Origin of the sequence: Sphingobacterium sp. UBA6645, assembly GCF_002455685.1 — a bacterium.
Classification (GTDB): domain Bacteria; phylum Bacteroidota; class Bacteroidia; order Sphingobacteriales; family Sphingobacteriaceae; genus Sphingobacterium; species Sphingobacterium hotanense.
Genome location: NZ_DKLH01000095.1, coordinates 1 through 20,972, shown reverse-complemented (window position 1 = coordinate 20,972; position 20,972 = coordinate 1). Strand labels below are relative to the sequence as shown.

The following is a 20,972-nucleotide window of genomic DNA, read 5'->3' as shown; positions in this document are numbered from 1 at the left end:
GATGGGGGTCTGAATGGGGTATGTAAGGGGTTTGAAAGGGCTCTATGTCGAAGCAGTCCTCTTCTATTTTCGAAGCGCTTTAGCAGAGTTTCTCAGGAGTTTTCTACTCAAAAACCAGTAACTTAGCAAGAATTGGATTTCAGATGCCTGCTATTCTTAGGATATTTGAGTATGGAAAAGACACAACAAGCAATCAATTACGACCGTATCGCACAAGCGATACAGTATATTCAGGATAACTTTCAGCGTCAGCCGAGCCTGGAGGAAATTGCTGAGCACGTACATCTGAGTCCCTTTCATTTTCAGCGAATGTTTTCTGAATGGGCTGGTACGAGTCCAAAGAAATTCCTACAATATATTCAGATAGACTATGCCAAGAAGTTATTAAAAGAAGAACAACGCACCTTGTTCGACACCCATATGTTGACCGGATTTAGCAGCACCAGTAGATTGCACGATTTGTTTGTGCAGATCGAGGGCATGACGCCGGCGGAATACAAACATGGGGGTGCGGGTCTAAGAATTGCCTATAGCTTTCAGGAAACGCCGTTCGGCCGTTGCTTAGTGGCTTCGACCGACAAGGGTATTTGCTATATGGCGTTCACCGACAACGAAGAAGATGCTTTGCAAACATTGAAATCCCAATTTGAACAGGCTGAATTTGTCGCTGAAGAGAAGGAAAGCCATAGTCAAGCCCTAACGATTTTCGATCCTGTAGCAGAAAATCCCGTGGATCGTATCAAATTGCATTTAAAAGGTTCCCCTTTTCAATTGAAAGTATGGCAAGCCTTATTGGAAATTCCAACCGGGAAACTTAAGACCTACAAAGAAATTGCGGAGGCAATCGAGCAGCCGACGGCATCAAGAGCCGTAGGTACAGCGATTGGGCAGAATCCTATTGCTTATTTGATTCCTTGTCACCGTGTGATTCAAACTTCAGGAAAATTTGGCGGTTACCGCTGGGATCCTTTACGCAAAACAGCAATCATCGGTTGGGAAATCGCAAAACAAAAACCAATATTGAGCAATGAGACTGTTTAATAGTGCAGATCCCAATAAGAATTGGCTTCCCTACGACGGTACGGTAAACTACTTTGGGGTTGTAATCGATGACACCGCAGCATTTTATCAGAGTTTGATGCAGGATATTGCTTGGAAGAACGATGAGGCCATCATCTTTGGAAAACATATCTTAACGAAACGCAAGGTGGCCTGGTACGGCGACACTGCTTTTGAGTACACCTATTCGGGGATACTAAAGCGCGCCTTGCCTTGGAATGAAACGCTCCTGCGTTTGAAGGGAATCGTCGAGCAGGTTTCAGGTGAAACATTTAATTCCTGCCTCTTGAATCTTTATCACGACGGTAGCGAAGGCATGGCATGGCATAGCGATGGAGAGAAGGATTTGAAAAAAAATGGGGCTATCGCTTCCTTGACCTTTGGGGCAGAAAGGAAGTTCTCCTTTAAGCATAAAGAAAGTAAAGAGAAGGTCGATTTGCTGCTGGAAGATGGCAGCCTGTTGATCATGAAGGATACCACACAAACCCATTGGTTGCATCGATTGCCACCAACCAAAGCCACCCATGGCCCAAGAATTAACCTGACCTTTAGGACAATTGAGGAAGTGTAGCGAATTTCCAAATGATCTTTTAGTTACGCTGATCTAAAAGCATTAACTCACTACACTACAATCTTTTACATTTGTTTATCAAGTAATTTTTTTTATATATTAGAGAAACTAATTTTACTATTACAAATTTATTAGATTATGAACAACTTTCAACGATTCTTCTTGGCGCCGCTCATATATTCGCTCTTCATGTTCGTGTTTTTTTTGTTTCAATATGGACCTATTAAATCCATTTTAGGTGGAATTATGGCGGGTCTGATGTTCGGCATATTTTACTACTTCTATCAGACTAATAGGATAAAAAAAGAATTGACAAAGGACGGATTGGATAAAGAGCAAGTCCAGTTATTTAATGGTGCAAATTATGTTACCAAAAACGATTCGCAAGCCGTTAGATGATACCTTTTTTCCGATCGATTAGTATTTATATTCCATAAACCAAAGACAGCGGATGCTCAGAAAGAAATCCCTCTTGAGCAGATTCAGTTAGTCGAAACGGATATGTCAAAGGGACTATTTTTCAAAGGATTGTCCATACGACTGAACAGTGGCGAGCTTGTGGATTTCCGTATATTTGCTCCAAAAAAATGGAAAGCGGAAATTGAGAACGCAATGGCGAACAATTTGTCTGCGGGCTTAGCGTAATTCAAAGGCGCGACACTCCTTAGCTTGTCAATAGTCGAATTGTGCGAATTTTTTCCTTATCTTTGTATCAATCAAAATAAATATCAGTATGTAATACCCCTCTTTCTATCGTTTTATTCCAGCACCTACGGGTGAGATTTATGGTTTCACAAACAATGAAAGAGCTATGGTTATTTTACAGAACGCTACTTATATACATCCTAATAAAGATGTCCTATTTCAGGACCTACAATTCACGTTAAATAAACAAGAAAAGATTACCCTCATTGGTCACAATGGCGTCGGCAAGTCTACCCTATTGAAAATTATCGCCGGGCTGTTGCCGCTAAATAGCGGGCTACTATCTGTTGATGCAAGTCCCTATTATGTTCCGCAACTATTTGATGCGTACGAGCACTATAGCATCGCAGAGGCTTTAGGCATTGCTGAGAAGATCCACGCCTTACAAAAAATCACGGAGGGCGACGCTTCGATGGAGAACTTTGAGATACTCAATGATGATTGGGATATCGAGGAGCGTGCGAGCTATGCACTTCAGGAATGGGGTATGGGAGACTTAGCATTATCATATCCTTTAATCTCCTTGAGTGGCGGACAAAAGGTGAAGGTATTTCTTGCCGCAATTTCGCTGCATCAGCCAGAACTAATATTAATGGATGAGCCTAGCAACCATTTGGATCTGTCTTCGCGCAACAAGCTTTACGAGTTAATAGAGGATAACAATGCCAGTATGCTGATCGTGAGCCACGACAGGACTTTGCTGAACCTATTGGACATGACGGCGGAGCTTAGTCCAAAAGGCATTCAGCGTTTTGGGGGAAGTTACGCAGAATTTGCCGAGCAAAAGGATGTAAAGAAGAACGCATTGGATCAGCAGCTTCAGAACAAAGAAAAGGAGCTTCGCAAAGCGCGCGATAAGGAACGCGAAGCGGCGGAAAGACAAAATAAGCTAAATGCCCGAGGTAAAAAGAAGCAAGAGAAAGCGGGCGTAGCGCGGATTATGATGAATACCTTGCGCAATAAGGCGGAGGGCAGTAGCGCCAAATTGAAGTCTGTACATCAGGAGAAAATTGGTGGTATTCGTCAGGAACTTCACGATCTACGGATCAACCTCGCGGAGCTGGATCAGATGAAGTTTGGTTTCGATAATTCGAATACTTATACCGGGAAGAATCTTATCGACGCGCAGGAAATCAATTTCTCCTACGATCGAGAGATGCTATGGTCGAAAGACCTTTCATTTAAAATATATCATGGCGATCGCGTTGGGATCTATGGCGATAATGGCGCTGGTAAATCGACTTTGATAAAACTACTATTAAACAAGCTGCAAGCGGATAAAGGAACAATTTACCGTGCGGATTTCACATCCATCTACATCGATCAGGATTACTCGATCATCCGGTCGGCGAAGAGTATTTACGAAATGGCCGAATCCTTTAACCAATCAGGTCTTCAGGAGCATGAAATCAAGATTCGCTTGAGCAGGTTTCTATTTGGGAAAGAGTCTTGGGGAAAGTCCTGCGCGGTGTTGAGTGGCGGCGAACGCATGCGTATATTGTTATGCTGTCTGAATATCTCCAGCAAAGCGCCAGACATCATTATGCTCGACGAGCCGACGAACAACCTTGATATTCAAAACATTGAGATCTTAACATCTGCGCTAAATGATTTTCAAGGTACGCTATTATTGATTTCGCACGACAAAGTGTTTATGGAGGAGTTGAAAATCGACAAAAGCATAAATTTAAACTAGAATTAAAGGATTTCTTTTTGATTTAAAATTTCTTTGGCGTAAATTCACATTGTATTAAGGAATATCCTTTTTATCAAACCTCTCAAGCCCAAAAGGAACCATGAGATTGACTCTGCTCTTTGTCCTCGCCTTTGGCTTACTCTTCGGATGTAAGGAGGATTATCTTGCGCCAGAAAATAAAAGTTTAGATGTTTCGCTATTGCAGCAGTATAGCTGGGAGAACCGATCGGAAGTAGAAGAGCAAGCGGTAGATCAGCCTGTGGTTTACAAATACGCGAAAAGGATAACTTTGGCATTCAACGAGATACAATTTTCCCATAAGACGGAATCGTATTTTCTAACCAAGCCGGAGAAAATGGGCAACATTAATTTTATTCCCGCGTTGGACAACGGGGAATTTTATGGAGATTATACCATTTCAGCTCCTGACTCGATCCTTACTTTTAACTTCTCCTATAGCAACTCAGTAAATAGCGAGTGGAATGTCAATGCTGATACGGTGAATTCAAGCATCAGATACAAGATATTGCAATTAGATCAACGAAAGTTGGAAATAAAACCGTTGAGCGATATGCAGATTGATGGCACGCATCAAAGTATTACTTTTCAGCCGACTGGAAACTAAAGTCTCTAAAGATTGGGATGATATTCTCGATTGATCTGCTCCCTTAGTTCGGGATGCTTCTTAACATATTTGGAAACAAAGGGACAATATACCATAACCTTCTTTTTCTTTTCTTTCGCAAATGCAAAGGCTTGTTCAGCTAATGCAGACGCTACCCCCTGTCCTTTCATGCTCTCAGGCACTACTGTATGCATCATAGCGATATTGTCTTTGTAAAAACGGTATTCCAACCTTGCTACCTCGTCGTTATGATGGTATTCAAATTGTAGATTCTTTTCGTTATTGATGATTTCCATAATGCGATGTTGTAATAGGATAACGCTAGATTGGGGTGGATGTTTTGAACTTCGATAACGGAAGCAGATAATCAGTTGATAAAAATATAGGTTTGATTTGTTAAATTCGATCTAAAACTCTTTCAGTTTTCGGGATGCGGCAAATATTAATCGATGATATTGATTCAGAGGATTTTGAAGATATACTTCTTCAGATCGAGGTTTCATTTGACATAAAGTTCGAACGGAATGAGTTAGAAAATATTTATGCACTAGGCGAGCTTTTTGATCATATTGAGAACAAAATCGAGTTGGAAGACCGAGCCGATTGCACGAATCAGCAGGCTTTTTACATGCTTCGAGAAGCAATTGCGCAAACACTTGAAATCGACAAATCGACCATTGGGTTGCAATCTAAGCTTGCCGATCTAATGCCTCGAAACGAAAGACGAGTTTTGCTTCGTCAAATTGAAGAGCATTTAGGATTCAAGATAAATTTATTAAAACCTTCCAATTGGGTAGATATTTCACTGATGATACTCACACTAATATCAGTTGCGACTTTATTCTATGATTCGCGGATAGGATTCACCGGTCTTCTTATTTCCATAATCGGATTCCGTGTTGTCTATCATTTTGCAAGGGAATTGAAGGTTGAGACTATTGCTGATTTAGTTAAAAAAATGACGCGAGAAAACTACATAAGGTCGAGACGCTACGCCACTACTTTCAATAAGAACGAAGTAAAAAAGATATTAACCGAAATATTTTCTGAGTACCTACCTGTTCCTGTTTCGCGCTAGGGTATAATCTCAACTTGTTTTCTTAATGTTCTATATTTTTATTTTTAGTCCTGCGGATAAGTTTCGTCCCGGTAGAGGAGCCAGATATTTTAACGGAGAGTTTTGCGGTCTCGCCTCTACGTTCAAAAGATTGTTCCCCGAGATGAATGCGACAACCTGATATCGTCGAAGTGGAAATAGATAACCTATTTGAGCTGATAGCATAGTGTAGGCAGGCATTGCCTTCTCCAGATTGATGTTTTTCCCCAAGTATTTTTGCTTCATAAACTGCGTATATGCTACATTGAAATTAAGCCTTCTGATGTCCGATCGTACTTGCATTCCGTACCGACTTGTGGGAAGATTCGGCATATAATTTCCTTCCGCCCATTGCCGCATTTCATCATCGGAGGTGTTTTTATTTTTTACCAAATCTGCGAATCCTTCGAACTGAACTACCTGCTTATAATCCCATTTCTTTTGGTATTGAAGCGTTATTTCAAATCCCGAGATTTCTGTACCGGCAGCCCGCCACTCCTTTTCGACAAATCCGCCGGGATTGGAAAGTCCGGTATGCGCTAAATAGATGTAGTTGTAGAAGTAATTATTATAAATATTAGCGACGAGAGTAAATCCTTGGTAACTAATCTTTGCTTCAGCTTCAAGGCTATTTGCTATCTCTGGATTAAGCTTGTCATCACCATTCTCTTCGGTAATAATGGCGAAGTGGTTATTGCCGGCGTATAGTTCATTGACGTCCGGAGCGCGCTCCGCATGATTGTACGAAAGTCTAAACTGCACTAAACTTTTGTATTGCCATTGTAAACTACTGGAGAAGTGATTGAGATGAAATGATCTTGGGCTAAGATTACCTCCTGCCAATCCCTTGGACCTTTTATAATCTGCATCAGCCTGAGCATGCCGACCGATCCAATCATGCCTGTAGCCTAGGTCTAATTGAAAGGCTTATAGCTTGAATTGATGAACAGTAAAAGCCCCTGTTTCTCGGCTTCCAACATTAGGCAGATACCGCATCAGCCCCTCGCCGAGCATGGATAAGTTGGAGTAATCAACGCCTGTAGTGTTATGCCAAAAATCCTGAGAATGCAGCTCTACCTCCGATCGAAGAGCATGCCGACGGCTGTTGAATTGATTGACCTTATAGATATCCAACAATTCGCGGTTATCGCCATATTGATAACTGTAATTGAGTGTGACTTTATTTATCAATCTATGGATCGGTTGATACGAAGATTCAAATAAGCCCTCGTAATTCAAGCTTCGCGTATTGATGGGAGAATAGACCGGAGCTTTCGCCGGAGCGACATGATCGTGATTTTGCTCCGGCTGTTCTATCTTGGCAAATGCAGGTACTCCGAAATAACCTTCGTTGGCCTTAATGCCTACCCCAATTCTAAAATGATGCTTAATGAAGCTTGTTCCAAGGTTTATGGATTTGCTTTCGCCGTGGCTGTTCGGCATAATTCCTTTCTTCACGGGATGATAGTCTCGTATTCCGTAAACCTCCCGCACATAGCGTGGTGTATTTTCCGGCTGACCAGCAATAAACTTATCGTTTTTTGGATTATCCACTTGCGTTCCCCCAATTACAGAATAAGGTTTGTCGGTATAAAGATCTTCTTCTGACAATCCGTGATCGGGATCCTTCATCTTTTCGATTACATATTGGCTTAAATATGGATAAAGACTGACGTTCTGTACGTTCCGAGCATCAACAATTATTTGGGCGAGGTCTTCGGTACCCGGATCGATATCGTTATCATATGCTAAAGCTGGCTTAGGATTTCCTGGGATTTTAAAGCGATTGTTTTTGTAGTTCATTCCTCCAAAACGCCAACCCCAATGCTTTCCGATTTGCCCCGCAAGGCTTAAGGACTCCTTATGTCCACTGTTTGTCCCGGCCTCTGCACTAAAGCCACCTTGTAGTTTGGTGCCACTCAAATGCTTTGGAATAGTCTGATCAATTAAGTTTACCGCTCCTCCTATCGCCTTTCCGCCATAAAGCACACTTGCTCCCGATTTGTGTATTTCTATTGCTTCAACGTTATCGAAATCAACATGAACACCCAAGTTTGGTGATCCCAGATAAGTTGTTCGTAGAAAGATTATTATTCACTATGCCTACTCTACTGCCACTTAAACTACGAATAGTCGGCATACCGATATATGGTCCATAATTAGAATTTTGTATTCCCGGAATACTGCTTAAAGTTTCCCCCAGCGAGCGGGACTGTATATTTTTCAACTTCAAACTATCTATATACAAACCAGCCGGATATTTGGATAATCTTTTTTCGACTAGAACTTCTTCAATACTTATTCTTTTTATTGTGTCCCTACTTAGCGGCTGCTGCCCCTTCAATCCACAAGAAACAAATAGAAATATTAATAACAAGTATTTTCTCGAAATCGACAATAGTATCATCTTAATTATCATTTAATGCGGTAAAAGTAAAAATAATCTAATTAATAATGCAACATTATTGCATTTGTAGAATAGTATTTTTTACTTTTGACGAAATCAAATACACATACATGAAAATTATTATGAAACCAACTTTTTCTTTTTCTTGCTTTATTATCACGCTATCTCTTTTATTTTCATCATGTAAGAAGGACGGTACATCGGAACAGAAGATGATACAGGAAGAAACCTCAGACTTTAAATTGCAATTTGGTCAGGATACAACATTGGCATTAACATCCATTGATAACACAAAGGGTCCAGTGGATTATGTACTTTCTTTTGACGAAACAGCGGATATCAAAATATCAGAGTCTATCAAACTGCATGATAAGCTAAAAGATGCAATACAAGTCGATTGGGAGAATAAGAAAATCGTCATTAAAAGCGGATTACTGTATCCCAACTCGGAAGTATCGGTCATCAACCGCGCTACGATTCCACCGATATATAAAATAAAGCTGCGTGCTGTAGCAAAGGATGGCAAGTTGCTGGCTGAAAAACTGATAAGTTTTGTTTTGCAAAAATCATCGGTAAACATACAGAGCTCAAACGGTGAATCTTCGGCATTTATTTATACGCTATTTAGCGAGAAAGCAAGTTCTTTCGAACTTCATAGTGAAGCCACGAGAATCTCTGGTACGAAATGGAATGCGAAGTCCAAAGGAATCGATGGTGAAACTATTAAGATTGAAAATGATAAAGTCGTCTTCGCTGGTACTTCCGGGAGTCTGACACAAAAGGAAGAGAAAACCTATGAGCTTGAGCCACAATTATTAAAAGACGGCTTCGCAGTAGCTTCCAGTAAGATTAAGTTTATTTTTATCCCCGCAATTCAGTTTGTATATGGCACATATTATCCTGATTTAAATCTTACCGTAAAATACAATTACCTTATTGTTGATCTACAAGCTGGTTATGTTTCGAAAGCTCCTGCATTTTATCCAGAATCCTACAAAGGGAAATTCAACATCGATAAAATCGAATGGAACAATAAACCTTATGATGATATTAAGGTGAACTTTTCAATTAATGAAGATACAGGAATTATCTCGACAAAGGCTAAGAATGATTTACAGAAAGGAAGCTATAAATTGACTATCAAAGCAACCGCGAAACATGGCTTAGAGTTTACCACGCCGATGACTTTGGTGTTGGAGTAAGGATATTGGCGATTAGCAAACTGAATCATATTATTATTGTTTTACTTAATAGGATAGTCGCTTTTGAATCGTATGCAACTTCAAAATTCACTACCTATTTATATAAATAACAGCAATTTACACATGGATCAGAAAGAGCAAATCTTTGAAATCATTAGTTTCACCGCAGACAGTAGAGAATATTATCCGGCATCAATGGAACACGAAGATTGGATGCCAGAGAACTTTGTGAAACACACGGAAATAGACGTTGCGTTAGGGCAATCTCGATATGGAGGACCTTTTGTAGATCTACCTCCGGGAGTTGAACATCCAGAAAATCTAAGATTTGCAGCAAAGTTGGATTTGTCCAAATTCTCGCCCTTCGACAAATCAGGGCTATTACCTAAGAAAGGTCAACTTATCTTCTTTGCAGAAATACTTAGCGACACTGGAAAAGTGATTTATGCAGATGTTGCTAACGAGCAATTAGTTCGAATCACCAAGGAACATGAAGACAATTTCTATACTGGAATCTTAATTGACCAGATATATACTGATACAGTAACGTTTGCAGAACGCTATCACGAACCTGATGACGAAGATGAAGAGACAAATGAAGACGGACTGGTTTGGGGCTACTTTTTTGGTTGCGAAAAATCAAAAATATTCGGAATTTATACCAATTGCAAGATGAAGAGATTAAGGAGATTACATTTTCCGATAAAGTTGTACTTCTGCAGATTGGTGAGAATGGATTTAATGATGAGGGAGTTTTCAGCGTACTGATTCCAAAAAAAGATTTGAAGAATTTGAATTTTGATAATTGCGAATTCGTTTGGGCGCAATCTTAAGATCAAGATGAATTCTCCTGGGAAATCTGTATACTAAAAAAGCTCATCTTACGATGAGCTTTTTTCCAGTAGCGGGGAGCAGGATCGAACTGCCGACCTCAGGGTTATGAATCCTGCGCTCTAACCATCTGAGCTACCCCGCCGTTTTTCGGTATGCAAAGATAGCAATAAGGAATAAGTTTCAAAGAAATTTTGAAGAAAATAATTCAAATTCTCTACTTTATTTTCACACACCTTCACAACCATTTTATAATCAAAAAGATAGAATCTAGCATCTGGGTCGCTATTTTGAAGTCCCTATAAAAAACAGCCTTCAGCCGTCTTGTTGATAACCGTTCTAATGTGCAAAAAAAGATACTGCCGTACTTTTGGATTACAGTTTTATTCGCTAATATTACAAAAAGTAGGTATGCAAACATACCCACTTGAAGAACTTAAATTGTTAGAGACTTCTACTTTGAATAAATATGTCGGAAAAAATTAAATTAGATTTAGAATATGTACTAAATTCTTCTCCTCGAATTTTATTTCCTTACCTGCAGGAGCCAAATGAGCTGGCGCAATGGTTTGCTGATGATGTAAACTATCATGACGGCATATATGAATTTGTATGGGATAACGAGTCACATCGTGCGAAACTCGTTGCTGTCAAAGAAAATAAGAGTGTAAAATTCAAATGGATCGATGATGATCCTTATTTCTTCGAAATCGAAATCGTGCAGGACGAGTTGACAAACGATGTCGCACTCAGCATCACGGATTACGTCAAAGAAGACAACCTAGACGATCGTAAGAAAATCTGGGATAATTCTATCGGATACTTACAAAGCGTTATTGGCGCATAAAACATACGATGCACCCCAACGGTCGTTGGGGTGCATATCTTTCCCCCTCTCCTTTTTCACCACCTTTTACATTAACAATTGCGATTCTCAATTGATCATTAACGTTTTTCTAACACATTTCAAGACGTAAAAATTGTATCTTTGCGGATAAACTAGGACGAATAATCTTTTGACTTTCTACCTAGAAGGCATAGGTTTATATGAAGAAAATACATTTATTAATTCTACAAGCATTTATTAAACCATTCTTGGTCACATTTTTCATTGTGATGTTTGTATTATTGATGCTTTTCTTGTTTAAGTATATTGATGACTTAATTGGAAAAGGCTTCCAATGGTATGTTATTTTAGAGCTATTGAGCTACCAATGCGCTGTGCAGTTAGCGATGGCTCTACCCTTATCCATGTTACTATCTTCTATCATGACGTTCGGGAACTTGGGCGAAAGCTATGAGCTCGTAGCTATCAAAGCCGCCGGCGTTTCCTTACGGAAAGCAATGACGCCGCTATTCGTCGTGGTAGCACTATTCAGTGCCGGATCATTTTTCTTCTCGGATTATATATTGCCGGTCGTAAACCTAAAGATGGGTTCGCTTCTATATGATGTTCGTAAGAAAAAAGCCGACTTCTTCATCAAACCGGGTGTATTCAATAGTACAATTCCAGGCTATTCTATTCGCGCAAAAGCAAAGAGTGAGGATGGTACGACGCTCTATGATATGATGATCTATCAACATCAGTCAGGTGGAACTGCAGATAATGTCACCTTCGCGAAAGAAGGCTATGTGCAGAACTCGCCAGATAACAGATACATGGTATTGAAGCTGATTGATGGTGTTCGTTATGAAGATGCACGCGTGAAGAACGCGAAGCGTTATGATCCGAGACAGCAGTTTACTCGATTTAGGTTCAAGGAAACGACGACTAAGTTTGACATGAGTTCCTTTGATATGAACCGAACGGATCAGGATCTCTTCAAATCACATCATCAGATGTTGAACTTGAAGCAGCTCCGCTTATATTCTGATTCCAACCACGTTTACATCGACAGCTTACAACAGGTCAATGCATTAGAGGCTAAACGTTATATCAATCTTTATTCTTCCTATTTCCAGAATGGCAAACCTCCTGCAAGCAAAGCAAATATTCATCTAGATGATATTGCCACGAAGGAGCAGTATAGGATGGCACTAAATAATGCTTTGAATCAGGCACGTCAGGTAAAAGACCTTGCGGTGAATAAGCAGATGGAATACGCTCCTTACAAAGAGAAAGACATTCGCTATGATATAGAATGGCACCGTAAGTTTACATTGGCGGTATCCTGTTTGCTCTTGTTCGGTATTGGAGCTCCCTTAGGAGCCATTATCCGTAAAGGAGGTCTTGGCCTACCTGTGGTTATGGCAATTATCTTCTTCCTAATCTACCACGTTATTGCAACGCTGGCAGAGAAAGCAGCAAAGGACGCTAGTTTAACACCAATGTGGGGCATGTGGATGGCTATCATTGTGCTCACGCCGCTAGCTATCTTCCTGACTTACAAATCAACTACCGACTCCAAACTATTCGATGCCGATCAGTATAAACTGAAAGCCGAAGCCCTATGGAAACGTATTGTCGCATTTTTTAATAGAAAAAAGAAAACCGATTATAGCAAAGGCTAGGATATTATGACAGCATATTAATAAAATAATGCATGATATGCCCTACCTTTGTACTGATATTTACTACAGAATGGAAATTAAATTAAACACGATAGAGGAAGCTATTGAGGATATCAAAGCTGGAAAAGTCATAATCGTCGTAGATGATGAAGATCGTGAAAACGAAGGCGACTTCGTAACTGCTGCGCGCAATGCGACGCCAGAAATTATCAACTTTATGGCCACTCACGGACGTGGGCTTGTATGTGCACCATTGACGGAAGAGCGTTGTCGTGAGTTGAACCTAGGCTTAATGGTAAACAACAATACGGCTGTTTATGAAACAAACTTTACCGTATCTGTCGATCTACAGGGTTATGGATGTACCACAGGTATCTCTGCATCCGATCGTTCAAAAACGATCAAAGCATTAATCGATCCCAATATCCGCCCAGAGGAGTTAGGACGTCCGGGACATATCTTTCCATTGATCGCTAAAGACGGTGGTGTTCTTCGTAGAACAGGCCACACTGAAGCATCGGTAGACTTAGCGCGCTTAGCGGGTTTTGAACCTGCAGGTGTATTGGTCGAAATCCTGAAAGACGATGGAGAAATGGCTCGCCTACCTGATTTGATCAAGGTAGCGGAACGTTTTGATTTAAAAATCATCAGCATTGAAGACCTTATCGAGTACCGTTTGAAGCATGACACCTTAATCAAGGAAGAGGTTACTGTCGAGATGCCTACGGAATGGGGCGACTTCAAAATGAAAGCATTTACACAGAAAAACACCGGTGAGCAGCACTTAGCCTTATATAAAGGGGAATGGAATGAGGACGAACCTGTCCTTGTCCGCGTTCATAGCTCATGTGTTACAGGTGATATATTCGGTTCATGCCGTTGTGATTGTGGACCACAATTACACAAATCAATGGAGATCATCCAGAAAGAAGGAAAAGGTATTATCGTTTATATGAACCAAGAAGGTAGAGGAATTGGCTTGGTTAACAAGCTTCATGCTTACAAACTCCAAGAGCAAGGTTCTGATACGGTAGATGCTAATATCGAATTGGGTTTCAAACCAGATTTAAGAGATTACGGCGTTGGAGCACAAATCCTTCGTTATATGGGCGTTACTAAAATGCGCTTGTTATCAAATAATCCAAGCAAACGCGCTGGACTTATCGGCTACGGATTGGAAGTGGTAGAAAATGTGCCAATTGAAATCCAACCCAATCAGTTCAACGAAAACTACTTGAAAACAAAAAGAGACCGCATGGGTCACACCCTAAGCAACTTATAAGCATATTAAGAGGAGGACTAAACATCCTCCTTTTCTATTAATATAGTACCCTAAGTTTTAGCTTTATTCCAAATCAGCATCGGATATGAACAAATTATTGATTCATACGTTGCTAAGAAAAAGAGATCATGAAAAATATCCTATTGATAGAGAAGGCCTATTTCAATGGTGCCTTCATTACAGCCGATAAGACTTTTGAAATCATCAACCCTTCTACCCAGAAACCCGTAGGAATGCTACCAGATCTGTCGGTAAAAGATGCAAAGAAATATATCAAGGCCGCTCATGAAGCCTGGTTAACATGGCGCAGTACGGCAGTAGGCGAACGTTCGAGGATACTACGACGCCTGTTTGACCTCATCAACGAGCGCCGAGACGAACTCGCCGAAATCATGACCTTGGAGAGTGGCAAGCCGATCAAGGAATCACAAACCGAAGTGGATTATGCTAACTCTTTCGTTGAATGGTTTTCGGAAGAAGCAAAGCGCGCCTACGGCGAAACAATCCCCTCAACGGCTGGAAACAACAGGATGCAGACTATCAAGCAAGGTGTTGGCGTCGTTGCAGCAATCACCCCATGGAACTTCCCATTGGCGATGATTACACGCAAGGTGGCTCCTGCCCTAGCCGCAGGATGCTCCGTAGTGCTTAAACCGGCCTCTCAGACACCCTTCTCTGCCATTGCCTTCGCTAAGCTTGCCGAGGAAGCCGGAGTCCCTAAGGGCGTCTTAAATGTTATTACGTCGAAAGATAGTCGTGGCTTAGGTGAAGAGATGGCAACCAACCCGCTTGTTCGCAAAATATCCTTCACCGGATCTACTGCCGTAGGAAAGACCCTGATGTCGCAGGCAGCATCTACAATTAAACGTATCTCTTTAGAATTAGGCGGCAATGCTCCATTTATCGTCTTTGACGATGCAGATATCGACAAAGCCGTAGAAGGTGCTATCGCCGGCAAATTCCGCAATACCGGACAAACCTGCGTTTCTATCAATCGATTCTATGTGCAAGATGCAGTATATGATGAATTCGCAAAGAAATTGACCGCAGCGGTGAAGAAACTTGAAGTTGGAGATGGTTTGAAGAAGACCACGCAAGTCGGCCCCCTCATTAATCCTGAAGGTTTAGAAAAAGTAATGCATCATGTGAAAGATGCTACAGAAAAAGGCGCAAGCATTGCAACCGGTGGAAAAGCCATCAAAGGCAACTTCTTCGAACCGACAGTATTGTTGGATGTTCCACATGATAGCATCATCGCAGAAGAAGAGACATTCGGGCCTATCTGTGCACTATTCAGGTTCAAGACGGAAAAGGAAGTAATTAAGTTAGCCAATGATACACCGTTTGGTTTAGCATCCTATTTCTATAGCGACAATGTCACTCGCTGTTTCCGCGTCGCGGAGCAATTAGAAGCCGGTATGGTGGGAATCAATGCAGGCCTTATTTCCAATGCTGCAGCACCTTTCGGTGGAGTGAAAGAATCAGGATTGGGAAGAGAAGGCTCTAAGTACGGCTTAGACGAATATATCGAAGTGAAATATATGTGCTTCGGCTACCAGATATGATAGCGCAATCCAAACATCACATAATTCGGCTCGGTCACTTCATTTTTGAACTGATATTTCAATTTGTATCCCGCATAAAGGGATAACTGAACCGGAGCAAAATAATAACTCAAACCAGCTTGTCCGTTCGCAACGGAAAAGTTGTCCTTGGTACGGACAGGCTGTGTTTCCCCCTCAATCACCGTCATATCATAGGTGTAGAATTCTTGACTAAATCCGCCACCTAGGAACACATTGAAATTAGACTTCTCTTTATTCAGTAGGTTGAAAAGATAATCGGCGCCTACCGCCACAAAATCGCCACGTCCATGCACCTGCGTTTGCAGCGCCTGGTAATTTCCGATATCGTACTTTCCCTGAACACCAAAACTGCCGTTGTAGGAAGGATCTTCCAACTGCACATCGCCGTAAAATCCAAATGCCCAATTATGTTCCTGCGCTCGCACAGAACTTAGGCCTAGTAAACTGCAAATAAATAATAGTAAATATCTCATATGTCTGTTTTAATCGACTTTTTCACCCTTCGCCTTGCGATACTTCTTGTAAATCTTAATCAATATCATCAATAAAATGCTTAAGCCTAATAGGCCGAGCACTCCGAATATCCAATTTAGCGACGATTTGAGCACCACTAAAAACACAATAGCAAAGAGTATCAATGTAGACACTTCGTTCCACATACGAAGCCTATTCGACGTCCAGTTAAGCTTCTCATCTCGCAACTTGAACATCATCTGCTGACTGATAAAATGGTAGGCGATCAACCCAGCCACAAAAGTCAATTTGATATGCATCCATCCCATCGACAATAATCCTGGATTGATATAGAGCATCAAAAGTGCAGAAACAACGGTAATATACATAGCAGGCGTCGTGATGACCCACCAAAGCCTATTTTCCATAATCGTAAATTGCTTGTGCAGGACCTGATATTCTACGGAAGATTTAGATTTCGCCTCGGTGTGATAGATAAACAAACGCGGCATGTAGAACAAACCCGCCATCCAGCATACAACAAAGATAATATGTATCGCTTTCGCGTATAGATAGAGCATATTAAAATAATATCTTCAAAAATAACAATTAATCAGCCAATAAATAACAGGCGAAGGTAAGGAATAAAGACAAAGAGGAGCTGCATATACACACAGCTCCTCTTCCTATCTAAAATGGAGATAATTAATAGCGATACTCTTTAATCGTTTCGACCGCGAATTTGACGTTATCAAATGGGATATCCGGCATGATACCGTGGCCCAAATTGAAAATAAAGCCGTCTTCACCGCGCATACGCTCAAAAAGGTCAAGAATTTTTTTCTTGATAACCGGCTTGTCAGCATATAACACAAACGGATCTAAGTTACCTTGAACCGCCATGCCCGCTGGAAGCGATTTTTTAATGTTCAATAAGTCTGCATTCCAATCTACTGATACGACATCCGGTTGTGCTTCAGCCATCAATGGCGCAAAAACAGAACTTCCTTTACAGAAAGAAATCACCGGAACGGTTCTTTTCAATTTAGAAAGAATGTACTTATTGTATTTGTGCGAAAACTCTTGATAGTCATTCCATGAAAGCGCCAAAGCCCAGCTATCAAACAACTGCAAAGCATTTACGCCTGCATCAACCTGCATATTTAAGTATTCGATGGTCACATCGGCAATTTTTTGCAAAATGTAATGTGCCAACTCAGGTTGGTTGTTCAACAAGGTTTTTGTCAATTTGAAATCCTTAGAAGAACCACCTTCAACCAGATAACTTAAGATAGTGAAAGGCGCCCCGGCGAAACCAATCAATGGCACTTTACCATCCAAACGTTGTTGGATAACTTTAATGGCGTCGCCAACATATTGCAAGCGATCTAAACAATCTACCGAAAGTTTTTCTGCATCCTGCTGATTTCTAACCGGGTTAGAAAATCTTGGACCCACACCTTGCTCGAAAGACAAGTCGCCACCCATCGCCTCTGCTGTCACTAGGATATCGGAGAACAAAATCGCCGCATCGACATCTAGCAAATCAATTGGTAACATGGTTACATCCGCCGCAATTTCAGGCGTTTTGCACATCTCTAGGAAAGAATATTTGTTCTTAATTTCCCAATACTCTTTCATAAATCTGCCTGCCTGTCTCATCATCCACACAGGAGGTCTTTCCGTAGGCTGCGATAATGCAGCACGAATCAAAAGATCGTTCTTCAATGAATTGTTCACTATTTATGTTTTTTTACTTCGTTTTTTATTTTTTCTAGAATAGACTGTTGTCTTGCCGTCAGCTTCAATTTTTCTGCCGCGTCCACATAACCTTCTACCCTATCATATTCTTTCTTGCGCAAATTGATACTCGCCAAATTGATAAGCACCATACCTTTTTCATGGTCGCGACGCCATGGCAAACGCGATGCTAATTGAAAATGATACTCCGCTTCTTCAATCTTTTCTTCCTTCAACAAAATATTGCCCATCATAAACTCGTAGAAGTTTCTGCGACCCTTACGAAGTCTATCCGGGTTCTTTATTTCTGCTAAAAGGCGTTTTGTTTTTTCATAATCTTGCTTATGAAATGCTTGCGTAGCTAAATATACAGTACCCTCTTTTAGGTAACTCCATACCAAGTAGGCGATACCTCCGAAGATATAAACTGCAATATTATAATGCTTTGCAAAGACAGCATAAAAGAGAAATGCAATCGCAATTGCGATAACTATTTTTCTAGCTCTATTGGTCATCCTTACCTAGTTCTGGTTATCGGTAAATTTATACCCAACACCGCGAATCGAGTGGAAATAGATCGGATGTTTTTGATCGGGTTCAAAATACTTCCTAAAGGTCAAGATGAAATTATCGATGGTACGTGTTGAAGGATAAACATCATAATTCCAAACCGTTTCAAGAATCTGCTCGCGCGAGACTGCTTCGTTGCGACGCTCAATCAAAAGCTTCAACAACATCGTCTCTTTCTTCGTAAGCGAGGTGATCGTTCCATCAGCTTGGTGCAGCTCGAAGGAGTTGAAATAAATCGTCTTATCCCCGATGGTATAAGAGTTCAATTCTTTCAGATCATCACCCTTCATGCCTCTACGGATCAAGTTGCTCACGCGCAGGATCAGCTCTTCCAAGTTGAAAGGTTTTACCAAGTAATCATCGGCGCCTTTCTTTAATCCCGTAATACGATCTTCACTGCTATTCTTAGCCGTTAAGAACATAATAGGAACTTCAGAATTCTGCAAGCGGATAGTTTCTGCCACCTGGAATCCGTCGATTTCAGGAATCATCACATCTAGAATAATTAAGTTAAAACGCTCTTCCTTAAATATTTTCAATGCTTTTTTACCGTCTGTTGCCGTTGTTACGCGATAGCCCTCAAGTTCTAGGTTTAACTTGATGGCCTCTAATAGATGCTCTTCATCTTCAACTAAAAGTATACGTTGTTTAGTTTGCATAATTTTCAAAAGTTACTTCAAAGATACTACCGGATGGCTTGTTATCTTTCACCCGGATGGAGGCATTGTGTTTCTGTAAAACAGTCCTCACAATATATAACCCCAAACCTGTACCCTTGGTTTTACGAGTTGCTTCACTGCCCACTCGATAAAATTTATTAAATATAAGTCTTTTTTCCTCGTCTGGGATACCGATACCATGATCGGCAACCGAAAAAATCAGATTTCCACCCTCTTCTTTCAGCTTCACATAGATCATCCCACAGGCTGGAGAATACTTTACCGCATTCTCGACAAGGTTGGTAATAACGTTCGTGATAGCAAATTTATCGGCTTTCAGTTTAATATGTTCATCCAAATCCGCTTTAATAACCTGCGTTTTGCAAGCATTCTTCTGCAAGCGATCGATGATCTGTTCTACCAGATCCGACATATCAAAAACTTCTTTCGGCAACTGATAAGCGCGGTTTTCTAATTTTGTAGATAATAATACATTCTCCACTAAGTCGTCCAAGCGCTCTATATCTTTTAACGAATTCGACAGGAAAACCTTTTGCTGTTCTCTATCCAATTCTCTCTTCAGAATCGTTTGTATGTATAATTTGACAGATGCCAATGGCGATTTTAATTCATGCGTTACAGCAAGCAGAAAGTTTTGTTGCTGCGTATTGATCTCATGTTCCCGCTTCACCTGCTTCTTCAGCTTCAAAGCGCCCCAAATAAAAATGAGCATAAAAATCAATCCTTCACCGATAATCATGCCTTTCCTCTCTGGTTCGAATTTAATCAAAATATAACCCCACCACAGTAACTGTGTAATGGCGTAAAAAATCAGAAAGTAAAATAGAAATAAGGCTTTTCTCATATGCTATGTTTCCCGTGCAAATGTACTTAAATAGCCTTTCAATAGGAAATACCCAAGACATTATGACAATAAAGCGAGAATCAAAATTGCGTTGCCAAGCGCGGCACTGTATATTTGCATATGTTCAACGACAAAAAGCATCTATTCTTCGATCTAGACCACACCATTTGGGATTTTGATAAAAATGCGGAGGAAACCCTCCACGACTTGTACTTCAAATATAAGTTTGATGATCTTTTCAATATCCCAACTTCCGATAGATTTATCGAAACCTATACAGTCAATAATCACCGCGTTTGGGGATTATATCACCATGGAAAAATAGATAAGCCTACCTTGCGCTATTTGCGTTTTGCGGACACCTTTACCCAATTGGGCGTTGACCCCAGCATGTTTCCAACAGAATTTGAGGAAGAATACCTCGCCATCTGCCCTACTAAAACGAATCTTTTCCCTAACGCGCACGAAACTTTAGCGTATCTAAAGGATAAATATACCCTTCACCTAATCTCTAACGGCTTTAAAGAGGCCTGCGAAAAGAAGCTGGAACACAGCAAGCTGTCCTCCTACTTCAATACCATCGTTATCTCCGAGATTATCGGCATCAACAAACCTGATCCCCGAATTTTTGAACATGCGTTACAAAACGGACAGGCCCTACGTGAACAGGCTGTCATGATCGGTGATAACATCGATGCGGATGTTCGTGGTGCGCAGAACGCGGGAATTGAAGCTATTTTCTTCAATCCACTGGAAGTCGAGAAACCCGGCGATGTGAATTACATGATCAAAGATCTGAAGGAATTGCAGGAGTTGTTTTAGCGGAATTTCTATACATTTTACTTTTTTGGATTGTTTGCCGAGCGACGATTGTTGCTTGCCTAGGATTGCTATGGGCATGCGCCATTGTTAAAGCGTGTTAAACCAAATGTATAGCCCTTTCGGAACGGCTCTGATTGGGGTTTGTATTGGGTTTGAAAGGGGACTGAGTAGTAGTTGTCTTATAGATGTTAGATATTAGATATGAGACATTAGACTTTTGTGTCTTGAACCAGGAAAGGAAAGATAAAAAGGATTGGCAGGATGCTTTGTCTTTGAACCTTTGGTTTAAACA

25 protein-coding genes and 1 tRNA gene are annotated in these 20,972 nt (G+C 40.8%); 15 read left to right on the top strand and 11 right to left on the bottom strand.

Annotation, left to right across the window (positions count from 1 at the left end):
* The first annotated feature begins 171 nt into the window (after positions 1 to 171).
* The 6 genes from B2400_RS17225 to B2400_RS17200 all read left to right on the top strand — a co-directional run bounded on the left by B2400_RS17225 (position 172) and on the right by B2400_RS17200 (position 4,656).
* Complete coding sequence (locus B2400_RS17225; RefSeq protein WP_293935281.1) at positions 172 to 1,041, top strand: bifunctional transcriptional activator/DNA repair enzyme AdaA; 870 nt, start codon at positions 172 to 174, stop codon at positions 1,039 to 1,041.
* Positions 1,028 to 1,630 carry an alpha-ketoglutarate-dependent dioxygenase AlkB family protein gene (locus tag B2400_RS17220; protein ID WP_286652082.1) on the top strand — a complete coding sequence of 201 codons (603 nt, stop codon included), beginning with the start codon at positions 1,028 to 1,030 and terminating at the stop codon, positions 1,628 to 1,630. Before B2400_RS17225 ends, B2400_RS17220 begins: the two co-directional genes overlap by 14 nt.
* Positions 1,631 to 1,768: 138 nt before the next feature.
* Positions 1,769 to 2,029, top strand: a complete 261-nt coding sequence (locus B2400_RS17215; protein WP_293935278.1) for a hypothetical protein — start codon at positions 1,769 to 1,771, stop codon at positions 2,027 to 2,029.
* Between the two features lie 102 nt (positions 2,030 to 2,131).
* Positions 2,132 to 2,275 carry a hypothetical protein gene (locus B2400_RS17210; RefSeq protein WP_286652084.1) on the top strand — a complete coding sequence of 48 codons (144 nt, stop codon included), beginning with the start codon at positions 2,132 to 2,134 and terminating at the stop codon, positions 2,273 to 2,275.
* Positions 2,276 to 2,441: 166 nt separating this feature from the next.
* Positions 2,442 to 4,031, top strand: a complete 1,590-nt coding sequence (locus B2400_RS17205) for an ABC-F family ATP-binding cassette domain-containing protein (protein WP_293935275.1) — start codon at positions 2,442 to 2,444, stop codon at positions 4,029 to 4,031.
* 100 nt (positions 4,032 to 4,131) lie between these two features.
* On the top strand, positions 4,132 to 4,656 hold the full coding sequence (locus B2400_RS17200) for a hypothetical protein (RefSeq protein WP_286652086.1): 525 nt from the start codon (positions 4,132 to 4,134) through the stop codon (positions 4,654 to 4,656).
* Positions 4,657 to 4,661: 5 nt separating this feature from the next.
* Here B2400_RS17200 and B2400_RS17195 read toward each other — a convergent pair whose 3' ends face one another.
* Complete coding sequence (locus B2400_RS17195) at positions 4,662 to 4,952, bottom strand: GNAT family N-acetyltransferase (RefSeq protein WP_149525054.1); 291 nt, start codon at positions 4,950 to 4,952, stop codon at positions 4,662 to 4,664.
* A 134-nt stretch (positions 4,953 to 5,086) separates the two neighbouring features.
* On the opposite strand from B2400_RS17195, the gene B2400_RS17190 reads away from it, so the two are divergent.
* On the top strand, positions 5,087 to 5,734 hold the full coding sequence (locus tag B2400_RS17190) for a hypothetical protein (protein WP_293935272.1): 648 nt from the start codon (positions 5,087 to 5,089) through the stop codon (positions 5,732 to 5,734).
* Between the two features lie 30 nt (positions 5,735 to 5,764).
* Here B2400_RS17190 and B2400_RS17185 read toward each other — a convergent pair whose 3' ends face one another.
* The 3 genes from B2400_RS17185 to B2400_RS17915 are packed head-to-tail and all read right to left on the bottom strand — an operon-like array spanning position 5,765 to position 8,159.
* Entirely contained in the window at positions 5,765 to 6,643 is an 879-nt protein-coding gene (locus B2400_RS17185; RefSeq protein WP_414713015.1) for a TonB-dependent receptor domain-containing protein, read from the bottom strand.
* Positions 6,644 to 6,679: 36 nt separating this feature from the next.
* Positions 6,680 to 7,804 carry a TonB-dependent receptor gene (locus tag B2400_RS17180; protein ID WP_286652088.1) on the bottom strand — a complete coding sequence of 375 codons (1,125 nt, stop codon included), beginning with the start codon at positions 7,802 to 7,804 and terminating at the stop codon, positions 6,680 to 6,682.
* Positions 7,788 to 8,159 (bottom strand): TonB-dependent receptor plug domain-containing protein, encoded by a 372-nt coding sequence (locus B2400_RS17915; RefSeq protein ID WP_414713013.1) that lies wholly within the window; start codon positions 8,157 to 8,159, stop codon positions 7,788 to 7,790. Before B2400_RS17915 ends, B2400_RS17180 begins: the two co-directional genes overlap by 17 nt.
* A gap of 122 nt (positions 8,160 to 8,281) precedes the next feature.
* Here B2400_RS17915 and B2400_RS17175 point away from each other — a divergent pair, with 122 nt between their 5' ends.
* From B2400_RS17175 to B2400_RS17910, 3 genes are all read left to right on the top strand, one after another.
* Entirely contained in the window at positions 8,282 to 9,361 is a 1,080-nt protein-coding gene (locus B2400_RS17175; RefSeq protein WP_293935268.1) for a cadherin repeat domain-containing protein, read from the top strand.
* Positions 9,362 to 9,484: 123 nt separating this feature from the next.
* Positions 9,485 to 10,129: a DUF1963 domain-containing protein gene (locus B2400_RS17170; RefSeq protein WP_293935265.1), complete on the top strand. Its 645-nt coding sequence runs from the start codon at positions 9,485 to 9,487 to the stop codon at positions 10,127 to 10,129.
* Complete coding sequence (locus tag B2400_RS17910; RefSeq protein ID WP_414713014.1) at positions 10,078 to 10,194, top strand: hypothetical protein; 117 nt, start codon at positions 10,078 to 10,080, stop codon at positions 10,192 to 10,194. Before B2400_RS17170 ends, B2400_RS17910 begins: the two co-directional genes overlap by 52 nt.
* Before the next feature lie 69 nt (positions 10,195 to 10,263).
* Here B2400_RS17910 and B2400_RS17165 read toward each other — a convergent pair.
* Positions 10,264 to 10,337 (bottom strand) — tRNA-Met (locus tag B2400_RS17165).
* 324 nt (positions 10,338 to 10,661) lie between these two features.
* Here B2400_RS17165 and B2400_RS17160 point away from each other — a divergent pair.
* From B2400_RS17160 to B2400_RS17145, 4 genes are all read left to right on the top strand, one after another.
* A complete protein-coding gene (locus tag B2400_RS17160; protein ID WP_149525048.1) occupies positions 10,662 to 11,039 on the top strand; it encodes an START-like domain-containing protein in 378 nt (125 codons plus the stop codon).
* A gap of 200 nt (positions 11,040 to 11,239) precedes the next feature.
* A complete protein-coding gene (locus B2400_RS17155) occupies positions 11,240 to 12,703 on the top strand; it encodes an LptF/LptG family permease (protein WP_149525047.1) in 1,464 nt (487 codons plus the stop codon).
* Positions 12,704 to 12,773: 70 nt separating this feature from the next.
* Positions 12,774 to 13,985, top strand: coding sequence for a bifunctional 3,4-dihydroxy-2-butanone-4-phosphate synthase/GTP cyclohydrolase II (locus B2400_RS17150; RefSeq protein ID WP_149525046.1), 1,212 nt, complete (start codon positions 12,774 to 12,776; stop codon positions 13,983 to 13,985).
* A 128-nt stretch (positions 13,986 to 14,113) separates the two neighbouring features.
* Complete coding sequence (locus tag B2400_RS17145) at positions 14,114 to 15,550, top strand: NAD-dependent succinate-semialdehyde dehydrogenase (protein WP_293935262.1); 1,437 nt, start codon at positions 14,114 to 14,116, stop codon at positions 15,548 to 15,550.
* On the opposite strand, the gene B2400_RS17140 is transcribed toward B2400_RS17145, so the two are convergent.
* The 6 genes from B2400_RS17140 to B2400_RS17115 all read right to left on the bottom strand — a co-directional run bounded on the left by B2400_RS17140 (position 15,538) and on the right by B2400_RS17115 (position 19,858).
* Positions 15,538 to 16,044 (bottom strand): hypothetical protein, encoded by a 507-nt coding sequence (locus B2400_RS17140; RefSeq protein ID WP_293935260.1) that lies wholly within the window; start codon positions 16,042 to 16,044, stop codon positions 15,538 to 15,540. The genes B2400_RS17145 and B2400_RS17140 overlap by 13 nt on opposite strands.
* Before the next feature lie 9 nt (positions 16,045 to 16,053).
* Positions 16,054 to 16,605: a CopD family protein gene (locus B2400_RS17135; protein ID WP_293935258.1), complete on the bottom strand. Its 552-nt coding sequence runs from the start codon at positions 16,603 to 16,605 to the stop codon at positions 16,054 to 16,056.
* A 124-nt stretch (positions 16,606 to 16,729) separates the two neighbouring features.
* Positions 16,730 to 17,752 carry a uroporphyrinogen decarboxylase gene (gene hemE, locus B2400_RS17130; protein WP_375542855.1) on the bottom strand — a complete coding sequence of 341 codons (1,023 nt, stop codon included), beginning with the start codon at positions 17,750 to 17,752 and terminating at the stop codon, positions 16,730 to 16,732.
* An 11-nt stretch (positions 17,753 to 17,763) separates the two neighbouring features.
* Positions 17,764 to 18,279, bottom strand: a complete 516-nt coding sequence (locus B2400_RS17125) for a hypothetical protein (protein ID WP_293935254.1) — start codon at positions 18,277 to 18,279, stop codon at positions 17,764 to 17,766.
* A 6-nt stretch (positions 18,280 to 18,285) separates the two neighbouring features.
* Positions 18,286 to 18,993 (bottom strand): response regulator transcription factor, encoded by a 708-nt coding sequence (locus B2400_RS17120; RefSeq protein ID WP_103905911.1) that lies wholly within the window; start codon positions 18,991 to 18,993, stop codon positions 18,286 to 18,288.
* Complete coding sequence (locus tag B2400_RS17115; protein ID WP_286652097.1) at positions 18,983 to 19,858, bottom strand: sensor histidine kinase; 876 nt, start codon at positions 19,856 to 19,858, stop codon at positions 18,983 to 18,985. Before B2400_RS17115 ends, B2400_RS17120 begins: the two co-directional genes overlap by 11 nt.
* A gap of 120 nt (positions 19,859 to 19,978) precedes the next feature.
* On the opposite strand from B2400_RS17115, the gene B2400_RS17110 reads away from it, so the two are divergent.
* Positions 19,979 to 20,680: a YjjG family noncanonical pyrimidine nucleotidase gene (locus tag B2400_RS17110; protein WP_293935251.1), complete on the top strand. Its 702-nt coding sequence runs from the start codon at positions 19,979 to 19,981 to the stop codon at positions 20,678 to 20,680.
* The last annotated feature ends 292 nt before the right edge of the window (positions 20,681 to 20,972 follow it).